The organism is Halomonas sp. PBN3 (genome assembly GCF_000475415.1).
Lineage (GTDB): Bacteria > Pseudomonadota > Gammaproteobacteria > Pseudomonadales > Halomonadaceae > Halomonas > Halomonas shengliensis.
Map to the genome: position 1 here is coordinate 1 of NZ_AXCA01000041.1, position 17,619 is coordinate 17,619.

Genomic DNA, 17,619 nt, shown 5'->3' on the forward strand with positions numbered 1-17,619 from the left:
AGCCAACCAGGTATCCTGATCCGCCGTGGCCGAGCCGCGCGGGTTCCATTTGACGACATAGTCGAGCCTAGTCCCAGCCACCAGAGCGCCTGCAGAGAATGCCAGGGCGAAGGGTGCGCCCCATGATCGACGGGATGCCACACGGTAGTCAGGTCCTCAGATACGACAAAAGCGCCCGAAAGCGCGTATAGATACTATCATGTCCACTCCTTTTGGAGTCTTGGCAAAGCCGGCCCCCAGCCTACTGACAAAAAGATGCATCCCTGCCACAGCCCAAGGCCGCGACTCCTTAGGTTGAATACTCTTCGACTAGGCATGCTACATGGGCTTTCAAGGTAAAGTCGTTGAGCACTCGATTCCGGGCGGCATTCCCCAGGATTGAGCGCAGCTCGGCGTCCGCGGCCAGCTCCGCCAAGGCATCGGACCAGGGCTGTGGGTCATCGGGCGCCGCCAGGCGACCCGTCTCGGCATCCAACAGCTCGGGGATCGCCCCGCTATCGCTGCCCACGACTGCCTTGCCGGCGGCCATGGCCTCAATCACGGTAAGCCCGAAGGCCTCGTTCCGCGAGGGCACACAGACGATATCCAGCGCCTCGAACAGCCTCGGGAGGTCACGTCGAAAGCCAGCGAAGGTGATACGCGGTTCGAGACCCAACGCGACCACGCGCTGGCGAAGCTCGGCCACGTACTCTTCATTGCTGCCCTCCGCGGCCATCACGCCGCCAATCAGCACTCCGTGCCAAGCGATACCGGGGTGCGTCTCGCTCAGCCGAGCCAAAGCCTCGAGCCAGACGCACTGTCCCTTGCCCGGTGTCAGCCGGCCAGGCAGGCCGATGGCCACAGCGCCATCGGTCACGCCCAGCTCCCGGCGCAGCGCAAGACGCGCCCCGCCGTCGAGACTGGGCGCATAGGGGGCCGGATCGATACCCAGATAGAGACGATGGATGCGCTCTGGAGGAAGAGGAAAGGCCGCAAGGTTGCGGGCCCGGGTCGCCTCGCTGATCGAGAAGATGCGGGTGACCTTGCCATAAGCCCAACGGTGATAGGGGTCCTTCTTGGGGCGAGTGACGCCCATATGGTCGGTGAAGAAGAGGCGCAGGGAGGGCCGCAGGCTGACCAGCAGCGCCCCCAGGCGCAGGTCACTGGACTTGTGGCAGTGGATCACCCCGATATCATGCTCCTTCAGATAGCGCAGCAGACGCGGCAAGGCCAGCAAGGCACGTCCTTTCGAGGATACGACCAGAGGTTCGAGGCCAACCTCCCTCAGGCTGCTGGCAACCCTTGAGCCCGCCAGCGCCAGCCCGTATGCCTGCCAGCCCTGGCGCGCCAGCTCGGGTATAATCCGTGACGGATACATTTCCAGTCCGCCCCAGCCGCTGGAGAGACAGACGTGCAGGACCCTGTGCGACACGATCACTCCTTCCGGTATCGGGGCTCGGGAGCCCGCATGACTGCTACTTCCGCCGCCGCAGACGGCTCACCACGGCTGCTGGTGGTGCGCAACGACAAGCTTGGCGACTTCATGCTCGCCTGGCCAGCACTGGCTCGCCTCAAGGCGGCCACTCCGACGCCGCAGGTGAGCGTGCTGGTGCCGGCCTATACCGCCCCCATGGCTCGCCTCTGTCCCTGGATCGACCGGGTACTGGTCGACCCGGGCTCCGGTGCCGGCCGCGCCGCGAACCGGGAGCTGCTGGCTGAGGTGAAGGCGGCACGCTTCGATGCGCTGCTCACCCTCTTCTCCACCCCACGCATCGGCTGGCTGGGCTGGCGGGCAGGCATCCCGCTGCGCCTGGCCCCCGCCACCAAGTGGGCGCAGCTATTCTACAACCGAAGGGTGGTCCAGCGCAGGTCGCGCTCGGAGAAGCCGGAGTACCGCTACAACCTGGAGCTCGCCGAGACGCTACTCCAGGCGCTCGAGCTGACACCGGAGCCCGCGCCGGCGCCACCCTACTGGCCCCTGGCGCCAGAAGAACGGCTCAAGCAGCGAGAACGCCTCTCCCGGGAGCTTGGTATCGATCCGGCTCGCCCCTGGGTGTTCCTGCACGGCGGCAGCGGTGGCTCGGCGGTCAACCTCTCTCCGGCTCGCTACGTCACCCTGGTCAAGGGCATCGAGGAGCGCCTGCCTGAATCGACGCGACCGGTCTGGATCCTGACCGCCGGTCCCGGTGAGGAGGCAACCGCCGAGGCGATCCGCGCCCCGCTGGCCGAGGCCTGCTTGGAGGTTCACCACCTGCCACCAAGGGAAGGGCTGGCCGACTTCGCCATCACGCTGGCCGCGGCGGAGCTGTTCATCGCCGGCTCCACCGGTCCGCTGCATATCGCCGGCTGCCTGGATGTCGCCACCGCCGGGTTCTATCCTGCGCGGCGCTCTGCCACCCCGCTGCGCTGGCAGACCTGCAACAGCGCGGCGCACCGGCTGGCCTTCCATCCGCCCGAGGGGGCCGGCGAGCAGGACATGGCGAGCATCGATCTCGCCGATGCAGCTTGTCAGATTGCCAGACTGCTGCCATCACTTCCCCCACAGGAGGTATCTCCATGCCCCCCATCACCGGCATCGTGATCACGCTCAACGAGCAGGATCGCATCGGCGAGTGCATCGACTCCCTGCGGCAGGTCTGCGATGAAGTCATCGTCGTCGACTCCCTGAGCCAGGACGACACCGTCAGGATCGCCGAGAGCAGGGGGGCGACCGTGCTCCACCAGGCCTATCTCGGCGACGGCCCCCAGAAGGCGTTCGGGGTGCCCAGCGCCAGCAATGACTGGATACTGGCACTGGATGCCGATGAACGGCTCGACGAGGATGCGATACGTTGCATCCGCGAGCTATCGCTGGCGGACCCCACCGTGGCCTACAGTTTTCGCCGACGCAACTTCTGCGGCCGGCACTGGATCAAGGCGGCGGGTTTCTACCCGGATCGAGTCGTCAGACTCTACAATCGGACCACCTCGGGCTACCTTCCCAAGAAGGCCCACTCCTCGGTCCAGGCGCCGCGCACGGAACATACCACCGCCCATATCCGCCACTTCACCTACGACAGCCTGTCCCACTGGATTCAACGTATCGACCAGCTCTCCACCCGTGATGCCTGGGCCATGAAGGAGCGTGGGGTGGGTCCCTCGGCGATACGCCCAGCCCTGCACGCCCTCAGTGCGGCACTTCGCAAGCTCGTACTCAAGGGCGGCATCCTGCAGGGGGCGGATGGCATTACCGTGGCCATGACCACGGCCTTTCATGCCTACATGAAGTACGCCAAGCTTAACGAACTGTACGAGGAGGCCAGCCCTCACGATCAAGGGTAATCTGCCTTGTCGCGGATTCACCGTGCTTGTCCTCTGTTACGCTGTCCGCACCAATACCAACGGAAGTGACCATGCCCCGCCCAGGCTCCCTAGCCCCCCTCCGCCACCCCCGCTGGTGGGCCTTGCTTACCATCGGGCTCTGCCTTGGCTATGCCATCGTCACCGTGGCGGTGCTGCCGGCGTGGAGCCTGGTGCCCATCGCCGGGGCCTGGCTGGGGCTCGCCTGGCTGCTGCGCTGGGGCGAGCCCGCAAGCCCTAGGCCGCCGAAAAGGATCTGGCCCTGGTCACTCTTGCCGCTGTGCCTGTGGGGGGTCTACGTCTACCTGGCGGAGAGCTTCGGCATCGTCGAGATCGGGGCGATCTTCTTCCACCTGCAGGCCGGCATCTCCGACCATGGCGGCAGCGGCCGCCTGCTGGCCGCGGCGCTCTATACCCTGACGATGCTGGCGCTGCTGGCCGCCTTCACCTGGCTGGCGCGCCACGACCACCGCTGGCGCCTCGCGGATCGGCTGCTGGCACTGGTGCTGATCGCCAGCAACCCGCTGTTCTACAGCATGGGGCAGCGCAGCGCTGCCATCGTCACCGACGACGGGGCCTGGCTGGACCGCCGCTACGTGGCCCCCACGGTCGAACAGGCGCCGGCGGACCCTCCCAACCTGCTGCTGCTCTACCTGGAGAGCATCGAGCGTACCTATGCCGATCGCGAACGCTTCGGTGATGCCTATGCCTTCCTCGACGCCCTGGGCCGGCGCGGCCATGTCTTCGAGGGGGTGCGCCAGCTGGAGAATACCGGCTGGACCATGGCCGGCATGATCGCCAGCCAGTGTGGTACCCCGCTGATGCCGGCGGGGCTGCTCCACGACAACCAGTTCGAACCACTCGGCCGCGTGGTGCCGGGGATCCGCTGCCTGGGCGACGTGCTGGCGGCCCAGGGCTATCGCCTCAGCTTCCTGGGCGGCGCCAGCACCGACTTCGCCGGCAAGGGGATCTTCTACCAGGACCACGGCTTCGACCGGATCCTGGGCCGGGCGGAGCTCGAGCCCCGCCTCGAGGACCCGGAGTACCTCAACGACTGGGGGCTCTTCGATGACAGCCTCTACGACTTTACCGTCGAGGAGATCCGCCGCCTGGAGGAGGAGGGCGAGGGGCCCTGGGGGGTGGTCAACCTGAGCCTGGCCGGGCATGCCCCCAACGGCTACCCGGCAAGAGCCTGCCTGGAGCGCCAGGGCGAGTTCGACGGCGAGGATATCCTCTACTCGGTGGAGTGTTCGGCCTGGCTCGCCTTCGACCTGATCGACCGGCTCGAGCGCGAGGGGCTGCTGGAGAACACCCTGGTGGTGATCGCCAGCGACCACCTGACCATGCGTGTCTCCGCTTGGGAGCAGCTGATCGCCGGCGAGCGCGACAACACCTTCATGCTGCTGGGCGAAGGCATCGAGGCGGGCCAGCGCACCCGGCGGCAGGCCGCCACCATCGACCTCTTCCCGACCCTCCTCGAGGCGATGGGCTTCACCCTCGAGGATGGCCAGGCCGGGCTGGGGGTCTCGCTGCTGGGCGAGGCGCCCACCCTGGTGGAGCGGCATGGCCTGGCCGACCTGGCGGCGCGCATGCACGAGGAGACGGCGCTGCAGCAGCGGCTGTGGGAGGGGCTGGTACCGAAAGGCCGCCGTGAGGAGGCCGCCGAGGCGCCGACACAGGTGGTGGAGACCCCGGAGGACAGCGCCGACGAGGCGCGCCCGGTCATGCAGTGAGGGGCGTCAGGTCGAGGCGATGGTGTCCCGCGCCGCGAGGATGGCCCGCTGCAGCCGCTCCGGCGCCATCTCGGTGAGGCAGCGGGTATGGCCCAAAGGACAGGTGCGCTGGAAGCAGGGCGAGCACGCCACGGCCAGGTAGTGGATCTGGGCGTTGTCGGTCAGGGGCGGCGTGTAGGCTGGCGAGGAGGAGCCGTAGATCGCCTGCACCCGGGTGCCCACCGCCGCCGCCACGTGCATCAGGCCGGAGTCGTTGGTGACCACCTGCTGGCAATCCGCCAGCAGGTCCACGGCATCGGCCAGGCGTGTCTTGCCGCACAGGTTGTGCACGCCGGAAAGCCCCGCGGCGATGGCATCGCCCGCCTCGGCATCCTTGGGCCCCCCCAGCACCCGCACCTCGAAGCCATCGGCCACCAGGGCCGCGGCCAGGGAGTGGAAGTGCTCCAACGGCCACTGCTTGGCCGGTCCGTACTCGGCCCCGGGCATCATGCCGATGGCCGGCCCCGGGGAGAGGCCTAGCCGCTCACGCAGCTCGGCCTGATTGCCGGCATCCACCTCGAGCCTGGGCTGGGGAATCGCGAAGTGCCCCGTGGCCGCCTCATCGGCGGGCAGGCCCAGGGAGACGAAACGCTTCACCGTCTGGTCGAGTACCCCCTTGTCGAGGCGGCGACGCTCGTTGAGCAGCGCATAGCGCTGTTCGCCGTGGAAACCGACCCGGTGCGGGATTCCCGCCAGGAAGGGCACCAGCGCCGACTTCCAGGAGCGCGGCAGGACGACGGCGCGGTCGAAGCGCCCGCGCAGCGAGCGGGCCACGGCGCGCCGCGTCGCCCAGCCGAACTGGCCGTGCTTGACGTCCAGGGCGATCGCCTCATCCACCTCCGGCATGCGCTCGAGAATCGGCAGCGACCAGCCGGGCGCCAGCACCGCCAGGGTGCAACCGGGATGGCGCGCCTTGAGCGTCAGCAGCAGGCTCTGGGCCATCACCATGTCGCCGACCCAGGAGGGACCGACCACCAGGATGCGTTGGCCCGTTGGGGCCCCTGCCTCAGCCATTCAGCCACTCCAGGTAGTCACGCACGCCCTCGGCGACGGTGCGGAACTCGCGGTCGTAGCCCGCCTCGCGCAGGCGCGAGATGTCGGCCCGGGTATAGCTCTGGTAGCGGCCCTTGAGCTCCTCGGGGAAGTCGATGTACTCGATGGCGCCGCGGCCGTAGTAGTCGATCACCGCCTCGCCGATCGCCTTGAAGGGCTCGGCGCGGCCGCTGCCCAGGTTGAAGATGCCCGAGGCCTCGGGATGGTCGAGGAACCACAGGTTGACGTCCACCACGTCGCCCACGTAGACGAAGTCGCGGCTCTGCATGCCCGCCTCATAGCCGTCCCAGGCGCCGAACAGCCGCACGTCCTGGCCGGCGCTGATCTGGGTATGGTGGTGGAAGGCGACACTGGCCATCTTGCCCTTGTGCTGCTCTCGGGGGCCGTAGACGTTGAAGTAGCGGAACCCCACCACCTGGCTCGAGAACTCATCCCAGCGGGCACGCACGTACTGGTCGAACAGCAGCTTGGAGTAGCCGTAGACGTTGAGCGGTTTCTCGTGCTCGGGCGCCTCCACGAACACCTCGCTGCCGCCGTAGGTGGCCGCCGAGGAGGCGTAGAGGAAGGGGATGCCCCGCCGCTGGCAGAAATGCAGCAGCACCTTGGAGTACTCGAAGTTGTTGTCGAGCATGAAACGGCCGTCCCACTCGGTGGTGTCCGAGCAGGCCCCCTCGTGGAAGATCGCCTCGATCTCGGGCAGCTGGGCGGGCTCGCCGCGCAGTTCCGCCTCCACCCGACGGCGGAAGTCGGCCTTGTCCAGGTAGTCACCGAGGGTGCAGTCGGCCAGGTTGACGAACTTGGTGCCATCCACCAGGTCGTCGACGACCATCACGTCCCGGTGGCCGCGCTGGTTGAGGGCCTTGACCAGATTCGAGCCGATGAAGCCGGCCCCGCCTGTCACTACGATCATGGGAGATTCCTCTGTCTCGGGGCGTGCGCCTATAACCGATCTTCCGGTGATTGTATACTTGACGCCCTGTGAATTCATGGCCAACGGTGCTTTCTCCAATGACTCTCTCGGCAACCCCGTCGAGCGCCGACGCGATACCGCCGTCGACCTCGACTCCCGACGTCTCGACCTTTCAGGGGCTGATCCTGGCCCTGCAGCAGTACTGGGCCGAACAGGGCTGCGTGGTGCTGCAGCCGCTGGACATGGAGGTCGGCGCCGGCACCTTCCATCCGGCCACCTTCCTGCGCTCCATCGGTCCCGAGACCTGGAACTCCGCCTACGTGCAGCCCTCCCGCCGGCCCACCGACGGCCGCTACGGCGAGAACCCCAACCGCCTGCAGCACTACTACCAGTTCCAGGTGGTGATGAAGCCCTCTCCCGCCAACTTCCAGGAGCTCTACCTGGGCTCGCTCCGTCACCTCGGCCTGGATCCGCTCGTCCACGACATCCGCTTCGTCGAGGACAACTGGGAGTCCCCCACCCTGGGTGCCTGGGGGCTGGGATGGGAGATCTGGCTCAACGGCATGGAGGTGACACAGTTCACCTACTTCCAGCAGGCCGGGGGTATCGAGTGCTACCCGGTCACCGGCGAGCTGACCTACGGCCTCGAGCGCATCGCCATGTACCTGCAGGACGTGGACAGCGTCTATGACCTGGTGTGGACCATCGCCCCCGACGGCTCCAGGGTCACCTACGGTGACGTCTACCTGCAGAACGAGCGCGAACAGTCCGCCTACAACTTCGAGCATGCCGACGTGGACTTCCTGTTCGGCGCCTTCGACCAGCAGGAACGCGACTGCGCGCGGCTGCTCGCCGCCAACCTGCCGCTGCCCGCCTACGAGCAGGTGCTCAAGGCCTCCCACACCTTCAACCTGCTCGACGCCCGCCACGCCATCTCGGTGACCGAGCGTCAGCGCTATATCCTGCGCGTGCGCACCATGGCCCGGGACGTGGCCCACGCCTACTACGACTCCCGCAAGGCCGCCGGCTTCCCGCTGGCCCCCGAGGCCCTGCGGAAGGAACTGCTTGCCGACGAGGGAGACGCTTGAGCATGGCTGCCACTACCCTACTGGTCGAACTGGGCGTCGAGGAGCTTCCTCCCGCCGCCATCGATACCCTCTCCGACGCCCTCGCCGATGGCCTGCGTCGCGGCCTGGACGAGGCCGAGGTCAGCCATGGCGCGGTCCGCGCCTACGCCACGCCACGCCGCCTGGCGGTGCGCATCGAGGCACTGGCCGACAAGCAGCCCGACCGCGAGGTCGAGAAGCGCGGTCCCGCCCTGGCGGCGGCCTTCAAGGATGGCCAGCCGACCCGGGCCGCCGAAGGCTTCGCGCGCTCCTGCGGCGTCGGCGTGGAGGACCTGATCCATCTGGAGACGGATAAGGGCACCTGGCTGGGCTATCGCGAGCAGCAGCAGGGGGAGGCTACCGCCGCCCTGCTGCCCGGCATCCTGCACAAGGCGATCGCCGGCCTGCCGGTGCCCAAGAACATGCGCTGGGGTGCCTCGCGGGTCGAGTTCTCGCGCCCTGCCCACTGGCTGGTGGTGCTGCATGGCGACCAGGTGATCGAGGCCGAGGCGCTAGGCCTCACCTCCGGGCGGACCACCTACGGGCATCGCTTCCACGCCCCGGGGGCCATCGAGCTGGCCCATGCCGATGACTACCTCGACGCCCTGGAACAGGCCTGGGTGCTGGCCGACCGCGACCGCCGCCGCGAGCGTATCCGCGAGCAGGTGCTGGCCGAGGCCGAGGTGCAGGAGGCCGAGGCCGTGATCGACGAGGAGCTGCTGGTAGAGGTCAGCGGCCTGGTGGAGTGGCCCGTGGCCCTCACCGGCAGCTTCGACGAGCGCTTCCTCGAGGTGCCCGCCGAGTGCCTGATCTCCTCCATGAAGGCCAACCAGAAGTACTTCCACCTGCTGGGCAACGACGGCCGCCTCAAGCCGCTGTTCATCACCATCGCCAACATCGACAGCGCCGAGCCCCAGCGGGTCATCGAAGGCAACGAGAAGGTGATCCGTCCGCGCCTCGCCGATGCCGCCTTCTTCTACGACACTGACCGCAAGCGCACCCTGGCCTCGCGCAGCGATGAGCTCGCCGGCGTGGTGTTCCAGAAGCAGCTCGGCACCCTGGCCGACAAGGCCCACCGCAGCGCCGCCGTCGCCGCCTTCATCGCCGGCCAGATCGGTGGCGAGGTGGGCCACGCGCGGCGTGCCGCGGAGCTGGCCAAGTGCGACCTGGTCACCGAGATGGTGCTCGAGTTCCCCGAGCTCCAGGGCACCATGGGCCGTTACTACGCCACCCAGGATGGTGAGCCCGCCGAGGTCGCCCAGGCCATGGAGGAACAGTACCTGCCGCGCTTCGCCGGTGATGCCATCCCTCGCAGCGTCACCGGCCAGGCGCTGGCGCTGGCGGACCGCCTCGATACCCTGACCGGCATCTTCGGCATCGGCCAGCGCCCCACCGGCACCAAGGACCCCTTCGCCCTGCGCCGGGCAGCCATCGGCGTGCTCAACATCCTGATCAAGGGCGAGCGTGACCTCGACCTGCGCGAGCTCCTGGAGCTGGCCGCCGCCCAGCACCAGGAGCTTCCCTACGCCGAGAGCCTGGTGGAGGAGGTGCTGACCTACATGCTCGACCGATTCCGCGCCTGGGGGCAGGACGAGGGTATCTCCGCCGAGGCCTACCTGGCGGTCCGTTCACGCCCGGTCACCCGGCCGCTGGACTTCGCTCGGCGACTGCGTGCCGTGCAGGCCTTCGCCGGTCGCGAGGAAGCCGCCGCCCTGGCCGCCGCCAACAAGCGGGTCTCCAACATCCTCGCCAAGCAGGCCGACGAGATCGGCAGCGCCGTCGACGCCACGCTGCTGCAGGAAGGCGCCGAGCAGGCACTGCATGACGCCTTGAAGGCGCAGCGCGAGGTGGTCACGCCGCTGTTCGCCCAGGCGCGCTACCAGGAGGCCCTGGATGCCCTGGCCGCGCTGCGCGAGCCGGTGGATACCTTCTTCGACGAGGTCATGGTGATGGCCGACGACGCGGCCGTGCGCAGCAACCGCCTGGCGCTGCTGGCCGAGCTTCGCGCCCTCTTCCTCGAGGTCGCCGATATCGCCCAGCTGCCCCAGTAACACCTGGGCACTACTCGAGGCCGGCAGCCACCACTGCCGGCCTTTTTCATGCCTGGAAGATGTTCCACATGAAACATGCCATCTACCGCTCCTAGCCCCTGGCCAGTAGGCGGCCGCAATGTTTCACGTGGAACACACGCGCCCAGCCCTCAGGGTATCCAGATACCCAACCGCCTATCCTTCGGCGACTTATCCGGCCGAAGCTTCATTCGTCACCTCTTTCCCCGCCCTTGGCAGGCGATGTTCCACGTGAAACACTGCCTCCCCGACACGACCCAGGAGAGCACAGCACGATGCCTTCCCCCTCCCCCGAGCGGCTGGTGATCCTCGACCGCGACGGCGTGATCAACCAGGATTCCGACGCCTACGTGAAGTCCCTCGACGAGTGGCTCCCCTACCCCGGGGCCATCGACGCCATCGCCCACCTGAGCCGCGCCGGGTGGGCAGTGGCTGTCGCCACCAATCAGTCCGGGATCGCGAGGGGCTACTACGACGAGACGACCCTGGCCGCGATGCATGACGAGCTTGAGCGGCTGGTCAGCGAAGCTGGCGGTGAGATCGCCCATATCGCCTACTGCCCCCACGGACCCGACGACGGCTGCGACTGTCGCAAGCCGCTTCCCGGGCTGCTGGAGCAGATCCGCACGGCACTCGGCATGACAGGCCTGGCGGGAAGCTGGATGGTCGGTGACAGCCTGCGTGACCTTCAGGCGGGCGACGCCATGGGCTGCCGGCGGGTGCTGCTGCGTAGCGGCAAGGGAGAAAGGACACTGGCCAAGCACCCCGAGCTGCTGGCGGAAGGCAGCGAAACACGGGTCTTCCCCGACCTGGCCGCCTTCGTCGACTGGCTGCTGGCGCGCCAGCGATAGCGACACAAGGCGCAAGGCGCAACAGGAAGATTTAGGTCATGTGCCAGACCAAGTAAAAGCCCGCCATCGATTTCGATGGCGGGCTTTTGCTTGGCGCTTGGCGTTCAGGAATGTTCCACGTGAAACAGCGCGTCAGACGTCGAGATTGGCGACCAGGGCATTGCGTTCGATGAAGTCGCGACGCGGTTCGACCTCGTCCCCCATCAGGGTATTGAACATCATGTCGGCCGCCACGGCATCCTCGATGGAGACCCGCAGCATGCGACGCGTCTCGGGGTTCATGGTGGTCTCCCAGAGCTGCTCCGGGTTCATCTCCCCGAGACCCTTGTAGCGCTGGATGGAGAGCCCGCGCTGCGCCTCGCTCATCAACCACTCCAGGGCGTCGTAGAAGCTCGCCACGGGGCGCTGGCGCTCGCCGCGGGCGATATAGGCGCCCTCCTCCAGCAGGCCATCCAGGGTCTCGCCCAGCCCGGTCATGGCGCGATAGTCGGCGCTGGTAAAGAAGTCCAGACCCCAGACGTAATCGGTGGTGACGCCATGGGCGGCCAGGGTGACCGCGGGCAGGTAGAGGCCACGCTCGTCGTCCGCCTCGATGCGGAAGGTGTAGCGCGGGCCACCCTCGTAGGCCACCAGGGCGTCCATCTCCGTCTGCAGCTGCTCGATCCAGTTCTGCATGGTGACGCGATCGCGCAGGCTCTCTTCGCCCTCGAGGCGCGCCGCATGAACGACCTTGCGCAGCACCTCGTTGGGATAGACGCGCGACAGGCGGTCGATGCGGCGCATCACGTCGCGGTACTGCTCCACCAGGGTTTCCAGCTGGGAACCGCTGATCGCCGGGGCATCGGCATTGACGTAGAGGCGAGCCCCGTCCAGCGCACTGCTGGTCAGGTAGTCGGTCATCGCCTGCTCGTCCTTGAGGTAGAGCTCCTGCTTGCCGCGCTTCACCTTGTAGAGTGGCGGCTGGGCGATGAACACATGGCCACGTTCGATCAGCTGCGACATCTGGCGGAAGAAGAAGGTCAGCAGCAGGGTACGGATGTGGGAGCCATCCACATCGGCGTCGGTCATGATGATGATGGAGTGGTAGCGCAGCTTGTCGGGGTTGAACTCCTCGCGTCCGATGCCGCAGCCCAGGGCGGTGATCAGGGTGCCCACCTCCGCCGAGGAGAGCATCTTGTCGAAGCGCGCCTTCTCCACGTTGAGGATCTTGCCCTTGAGGGGCAGGATCGCCTGGGTGCGGCGGTCACGGCCCTGCTTGGCGCTGCCGCCGGCGGAGTCACCCTCGACCAGGAAGAGCTCGGAGAGGCTGGGATCCTTCTCCTGGCAGTCGGCCAGCTTGCCCGGCAGGCCGGCGATGTCCAGCGCTCCCTTGCGACGGGTCATGTCCCGCGCCTTGCGCGCCGCCTCCCGGGCCCGGGCGGCGTCGAGCATCTTGTTGACGATGGCCTTGGCCTCGTTGGGCTTCTCGACCAGATACTCGGCGAACAGCCGCCCCATCTCCTGCTCCACCGCGGTCTTCACCTCGGAGGAGACCAGCTTGTCCTTGGTCTGGGAGGAGAACTTGGGGTCGGGCACCTTGACCGAGACGATCGCGGTAAGCCCCTCGCGGGCGTCGTCGCCGGAGGTATTGATCTTGGCCTTCTTGAGCAGCCCCTCCGCCTCGATATAGCCGTTCAGGGTGCGCGTGAGCGCCGCCCGGAACCCCGCCAGGTGAGTGCCGCCGTCACGCTGCGGGATGTTGTTGGTGTAGCAGAAGATGTTCTCGTTGAAGGAGTCGCTCCACTGCATCGCCACCTCTACCCCGACGCCATCCTCACGCTCGGCGTTGAAGTGGAACACCGGGTTGAGCACCGTCTTGTTGGTGTTGAGGTGGTCGACGAAGGCCTTCAGGCCGCCCTCATAGTGGAACAGCTCCTCCTTGCCGCTGCGCTCGTCGATCAGGCGGATCGCCACGCCGGAATTGAGGAAGGAGAGCTCGCGCAGGCGCTTGGCCAGGATATCGTAGTGGAACTCGATATTGGCGAAGGTCTCCTGGGAAGGACGGAAGTGCACCCGGGTTCCCGAGTTCTCGGTCCTGCCGACCACCGACAACGGCGCCTGGGGCACGCCGTGACGGTAGAGCTGCTCGTGCACCTCGCCGGCGCGCCAGATGGTCAGGCGGAGCTCCTCGGAGAGGGCGTTGACCACCGAGACACCGACCCCGTGCAGGCCGCCCGAGACCTTGTAGGAGTTGTCGTCGAACTTGCCCCCGGCATGCAGCACCGTCATGATCACCTCGGCGGCGGAGACGCCCTCCTCCGGGTGGATGTCGGTGGGGATACCGCGGCCGTTGTCGCTCACCGTCACCGACTCGTCGGGATGGATCACCACGCGGATCTCGCTGCAGTAGCCGGCGAGGGCCTCGTCGATGGAGTTGTCCACCAGCTCGAACACCATGTGGTGCAGGCCCGTGCCGTCATCGGTGTCGCCGATATACATGCCAGGACGCTTGCGCACGGCGTCCAGCCCCTTGAGGACCTTGATGCTCGATGAGTCGTAGGCCTGTTCGCTCATTGACTGCTCCGTCATGAAATCTTTCGTTCCCGTGGCAGCAGCTCACCGCTTCCGGCCGCCGAACGTTTCACGTGAAACATCGCCAGCGGGGTATCGGCCCGCCACAAATCCGCCAGGGCATCGGGCTCGATGCTGGTGATGAACACCTGGCAGCGCATATTTTCCAGCCAGCGGCAGAAGAGCCGTCGATGCGGGGCATCAAGCTCCGCCGGCAGGTCGTCGATCAGGTAGACGCAGCGTCGCCCCGTGCTCGCCTCCAGTAGCCGTCCCTGGGCCAGCTTCATGGCGCTGACCACCAGCTTCTGCTGCCCACGCGACAGCACCTCGATGGCGGGGCGCTTGCCGAGGCGAATGGCCAGATCGGCCCGCTGTGGCCCCTGCTGGGTAAAGCCCATCTGGCGATCGACATCGCGTCCCTGGCGAAGCACCTCGGCGAGGCTTCGTCGCCGGTCCCAGCCCCGCGTGTAGCGTAGCCGTAGCCCCTCCAGGGGAAGCAGCCCGGCCAGGGTCTCCTCGAACACCGGCAGGAAGGCCTCGACCCAGGCGCCACGCATGGCGTCGATGCGCTCGCTCCAGTGCACCAGCTCGTGTTCCCAGGCCGTCAGGGAAGCATCGGACATTCTACCATGCCTGAGCAGGGCGTTCCGATGTTTCAGTGCCCGCCGGGCCCGCTGCCAGGCCTCGAGGAAGTCCTGTTTCACGTGAAACACTCCCCAGTCGAGGAACTCGCGCCGCCCGGCAGGTGACCCCTCCAGCAAGCGGAAGGCGTCGGGGTTGATCAGCTGCAGGGGGAGGGTCTCTACCAGGCTGGCGAGACGAGCGACCCGCTCCCCGGCGAGGCGGATCTCCAGCTCGTCCTCGCTGCGCCGACGCCGCACCCCGAAGGGGATCGGCGGGTCGCCCCCCAGCCGCCCATGCACCAGCAGCTCATCACCCTCGTGGGCGATGACGTGGCGCATGTTACGGGTGCGGAAGGAGCGTCCCATGCCCAGGATATGGATCCCCTCCAGCAAGCTGGTCTTGCCGCTGCCGTTCTCGCCGGTGATCAGGTTTACCCGGGATACCGGTTCAAAATCAACAGGTTGAAGATTTCTCAGGCCGTGGAGAACGAGGCGATCGAGGGGCATGGGGGCACGGCAGGCAGGGGGCGGCCCGACCGGGCCGCTCGGGAATGGGTCACAGGCGCATGGGCATGACGACGTAGAGGGCATCGCCGCCGCCAGGCTCCTCCATCAGCGCGCTGCTGTTGGAGTCCGCCAGGGTCATCTGCACGCGATCCTCGTCCAGGGCATTGAGCACATCGACCAGATAGCCGACGTTGAAGCCGATCTCCAGGGGGCCGCCGCTGTACTCGATGGCGATGTTCTCCTCGGCCTCCTCCTGCTCCGGGTTGTTGGCCATCACCCGCAGGTTGCCCTCCTCGAGGTTGAGGCGCACGCCGCGGTACTTCTCGTTGGAGAGGATGGCGGTGCGCGAGAGCACCTGGCGCAGCTTGGCGCGGTCGGCGATGAACACCTTGTCACCACCCCGGGGCACCACCCGCTCATAGTCGGGGAACTTGCCGTCGACCAGCTTGGAGGTGAAGGTGAAGTCGCCGGTGTGGGCCCGGATATGGCTGGCACCCAGGGTCAGGCTGACCGGGTCCTCGCCGTCGTCCAGCAGACGCACCAGCTCCAGGATCCCCTTGCGCGGCACGATCAGCTTCTGGGGCGTCTCCATGCGCAGCTCCGCCGGGCGCGAGCAGACCGCCAGCCGGTGGCCGTCGGTGGCCACGGCGCGGATCAGGTTGTCGCGCATCTCCAGCAGCATGCCGTTGAGGTAGTAGCGCACGTCCTGCTGCGCCATGGCAAAGGAGGTGGCGTCGATCAGCTGCTTGAGCACGCCACGCGGGAGGCTGAGCTCGACGCTGCCCGGGCTCTCCTCGACGCTGGGGAACTCCGCCACCGGCAGGGTGGAGAGCGTGAAGCGCGAGCGCCCGCTGCGCAGCACCGCCCTGCCCTCCTCGAGGGAGAACTGGAGCTCGGCCTGGTCGGGCAGCGACTTGCAGATGTCCATCAGCTTGCGGGCCGGCACGGTGACGCTACCCGGCTCATCCACCCGGCTGGCCACGGTGCGTCCGATCAGCTCCACTTCCAGGTCGGTCCCGGTCAGGGCGAGCTCTTCCTGGCCCACCTGGATCAGCACGTTGGAGAGCACAGGCAGCGTCTGGCGGCGCTCCACCACGCCGGCGACCAGCGTCAGCGGCCGCAGCAGCGCCTCGCGGGAGATGGAAAATTTCATGACGGCTCCACGTCTTGTCCTGAAGGGTTGCAGCCGGCGGGCCCGGCCGAAAGCATGGGACCATTAAACCACAAGCCGGCGATGTCTCGGAGGCGGCCGTGCTCAGCTGGTCAGCAGCCGCAGCAGGTTCTTGTAGTCCTCGCGGATGTCGGCGTTCTCCTCCTGCAGCTGCTGCACCTTGCGGCAGGCGTGAAGCACCGTGGTGTGGTCGCGGCCACCGAAGGCGTCACCGATCTCCGGCAGGCTGTGGTTGGTGAGTTCCTTGGCCAGGGCCATGGCCACCTGGCGCGGACGGGCCACGGAGCGCGAGCGGCGCTTGGAGAGCAGGTCCGCCAGCTTGATCTTGTAGTACTCGGCCACGGTGCGCTGGATGTTGTCGACCCCCACCTGCTTGTCCTGCAGGGCCAACAGGTCCTTGAGCGACTCGCGGATGAAGTCCTGGGTGATCGGCTTGCCCATGAAGTGGGAGTCGGCGATCACCTTCTTCAGGGCCCCCTCCAGCTCGCGCACGTTGGAGCGGATCTTCTGGGCGATGAAGAAGGCGGCGTCGTGGGGCAGGTCGACCTTGGCCTGGTCGGCCTTCTTCATCAGGATCGCCACCCGGGTCTCCAGCTCGGGCGGCTCGATGGCCACCGTCAAGCCCCAGCCGAAGCGCGACTTGAGGCGCTCCTCCACGCCGCTGATCTCCTTGGGGTAGCGGTCGGAGGTCAGGATCATCTGCTGCCCGCCCTCGAGCAGGGCATTGAAGGTGTGGAAGAACTCCTCCTGGGAGCGCTCCTTGCCGGCGAAGAACTGGATATCGTCGATCAGCAGGGCATCGACGCTGCGGTAGAAGCGCTTGAAGTCGTTGATGGCGTTGAGCTGCAGCGCCTTGACCATGTCGGCCACGAAGCGCTCGGAGTGCAGGTAGACCACCCGGGCGTTCTCTCGACGTCCGGCCAGGGCATTGCCCACCGCATGCATCAGGTGGGTCTTGCCCAGGCCGACCCCGCCGTAGAGGAACAGCGGGTTGTAGGCACCACCGGGATTCTCCGACACCTGCCGCGAGGCGGCCCGGGCCAGCTGGTTGGACTTGCCCTCCACGAAGGTCTCGAAGGTGAAGTTGGGGTTGAGGCCGCTGTTGTGCTTCAGGCTGCCCTCCACCTGAACCTGGCGCTCGCCGCCGGGCCGCCGGGGCGCTTCCTCCTCCTGGCGAGAGATCTCCTTCTCGTCGGCCACGTCTCCCCGCGGCGGCGTGTGCACCGCGGGTGCCGCCGGACGCCGCGGCGCGGCCGATACCGGATTGCCCAGCTCTCGCGGCTGCGGGCGCGGTGCGCTGCGGCGACTGCCGACACTCAGCACCACCTTGGGGGGACGGGCCGGCGATAGCTCGCGCAGCAGCTCGGCGATCCGCTTGGCGTACTTGTCGCTGACCCAGTCGCGCACGAAGCGGTTGGGCGCCAGCAGGCACAGCTCACCCGCCTCGCCCTCCTCGGCCTGGAGGGGGCGAACCCAGGTATTGAACTGCTGGGAGCTCAACTCGTCCTGCAGGGTATCCAGACACTGTTGCCAGAGAGCCAGCGACACGCGACCTCACCATGGTTGTGGAGAAAAGGGCCGAACATTGTATCGCCCAGCGCCACTGTTATCCACACCCCGCCAACCCCTGCACCAGGCTGTGGAAAACAGGCCGACCGCCTGGCGACAGCCTAGCAGCCTGTCGGACTT

The 17,619-nt window shown here is 67.3% G+C and carries 13 protein-coding genes; 6 read left to right on the forward strand and 7 right to left on the reverse strand.

Annotated features, from left to right (window positions below; all coding sequences use genetic code 11):
* Positions 1 to 289 precede the first annotated feature (289 nt).
* Positions 290 to 1,411: a glycosyltransferase family 4 protein gene (locus tag Q673_RS21955; RefSeq protein WP_023004788.1), complete on the reverse strand. Its 1,122-nt coding sequence runs from the start codon at positions 1,409 to 1,411 to the stop codon at positions 290 to 292.
* A 36-nt stretch (positions 1,412 to 1,447) separates the two neighbouring features.
* On the opposite strand from Q673_RS21955, the gene Q673_RS21960 reads away from it, so the two are divergent.
* The 3 genes from Q673_RS21960 to Q673_RS21970 all read left to right on the forward strand — a co-directional run bounded on the left by Q673_RS21960 (position 1,448) and on the right by Q673_RS21970 (position 5,051).
* A complete protein-coding gene (locus Q673_RS21960; RefSeq protein ID WP_023004789.1) occupies positions 1,448 to 2,560 on the forward strand; it encodes a glycosyltransferase family 9 protein in 1,113 nt (370 codons plus the stop codon).
* Positions 2,536 to 3,300, forward strand: coding sequence for a glycosyltransferase family 2 protein (locus Q673_RS21965; RefSeq protein WP_023004790.1), 765 nt, complete (start codon positions 2,536 to 2,538; stop codon positions 3,298 to 3,300). Before Q673_RS21960 ends, Q673_RS21965 begins: the two co-directional genes overlap by 25 nt.
* A gap of 71 nt (positions 3,301 to 3,371) precedes the next feature.
* Positions 3,372 to 5,051, forward strand: a complete 1,680-nt coding sequence (locus tag Q673_RS21970) for a sulfatase-like hydrolase/transferase (RefSeq protein WP_031217565.1) — start codon at positions 3,372 to 3,374, stop codon at positions 5,049 to 5,051.
* A gap of 6 nt (positions 5,052 to 5,057) precedes the next feature.
* On the opposite strand, the gene waaF is transcribed toward Q673_RS21970, so the two are convergent.
* Both waaF and rfaD read right to left on the reverse strand, forming a co-directional pair.
* Entirely contained in the window at positions 5,058 to 6,104 is a 1,047-nt protein-coding gene (waaF, locus tag Q673_RS21975; RefSeq protein ID WP_023004792.1) for a lipopolysaccharide heptosyltransferase II, read from the reverse strand.
* Positions 6,097 to 7,053, reverse strand: coding sequence for an ADP-glyceromanno-heptose 6-epimerase (rfaD, locus tag Q673_RS21980; RefSeq protein ID WP_023004793.1), 957 nt, complete (start codon positions 7,051 to 7,053; stop codon positions 6,097 to 6,099). Before rfaD ends, waaF begins: the two co-directional genes overlap by 8 nt.
* A gap of 98 nt (positions 7,054 to 7,151) precedes the next feature.
* On the opposite strand from rfaD, the gene glyQ reads away from it, so the two are divergent.
* The 3 genes from glyQ to gmhB all read left to right on the forward strand — a co-directional run bounded on the left by glyQ (position 7,152) and on the right by gmhB (position 11,079).
* A complete protein-coding gene (glyQ, locus tag Q673_RS21985) occupies positions 7,152 to 8,141 on the forward strand; it encodes a glycine--tRNA ligase subunit alpha (RefSeq protein ID WP_023004794.1) in 990 nt (329 codons plus the stop codon).
* 2 nt (positions 8,142 to 8,143) lie between these two features.
* On the forward strand, positions 8,144 to 10,210 hold the full coding sequence (glyS, locus tag Q673_RS21990; RefSeq protein WP_023004795.1) for a glycine--tRNA ligase subunit beta: 2,067 nt from the start codon (positions 8,144 to 8,146) through the stop codon (positions 10,208 to 10,210).
* A gap of 293 nt (positions 10,211 to 10,503) precedes the next feature.
* Entirely contained in the window at positions 10,504 to 11,079 is a 576-nt protein-coding gene (gene gmhB, locus Q673_RS21995; protein WP_023004796.1) for a D-glycero-beta-D-manno-heptose 1,7-bisphosphate 7-phosphatase, read from the forward strand.
* Positions 11,080 to 11,211: 132 nt separating this feature from the next.
* Here gmhB and gyrB read toward each other — a convergent pair whose 3' ends face one another.
* From gyrB to dnaA, 4 genes are all read right to left on the reverse strand, one after another.
* Positions 11,212 to 13,632, reverse strand: a complete 2,421-nt coding sequence (gyrB, locus tag Q673_RS22000) for a DNA topoisomerase (ATP-hydrolyzing) subunit B (protein ID WP_023004797.1) — start codon at positions 13,630 to 13,632, stop codon at positions 11,212 to 11,214.
* Between the two features lie 11 nt (positions 13,633 to 13,643).
* Complete coding sequence (gene recF / locus Q673_RS22005) at positions 13,644 to 14,759, reverse strand: DNA replication/repair protein RecF (RefSeq protein WP_031217566.1); 1,116 nt, start codon at positions 14,757 to 14,759, stop codon at positions 13,644 to 13,646.
* A 49-nt stretch (positions 14,760 to 14,808) separates the two neighbouring features.
* A complete protein-coding gene (gene dnaN / locus Q673_RS22010; protein WP_023004799.1) occupies positions 14,809 to 15,912 on the reverse strand; it encodes a DNA polymerase III subunit beta in 1,104 nt (367 codons plus the stop codon).
* A gap of 102 nt (positions 15,913 to 16,014) precedes the next feature.
* The gene (gene dnaA / locus Q673_RS22015; protein WP_023004800.1) at positions 16,015 to 17,478 is read right to left on the reverse strand and encodes a chromosomal replication initiator protein DnaA; all 1,464 of its coding nucleotides are present in this window, start codon (positions 17,476 to 17,478) and stop codon (positions 16,015 to 16,017) included.
* Positions 17,479 to 17,619 lie beyond the last annotated feature (141 nt).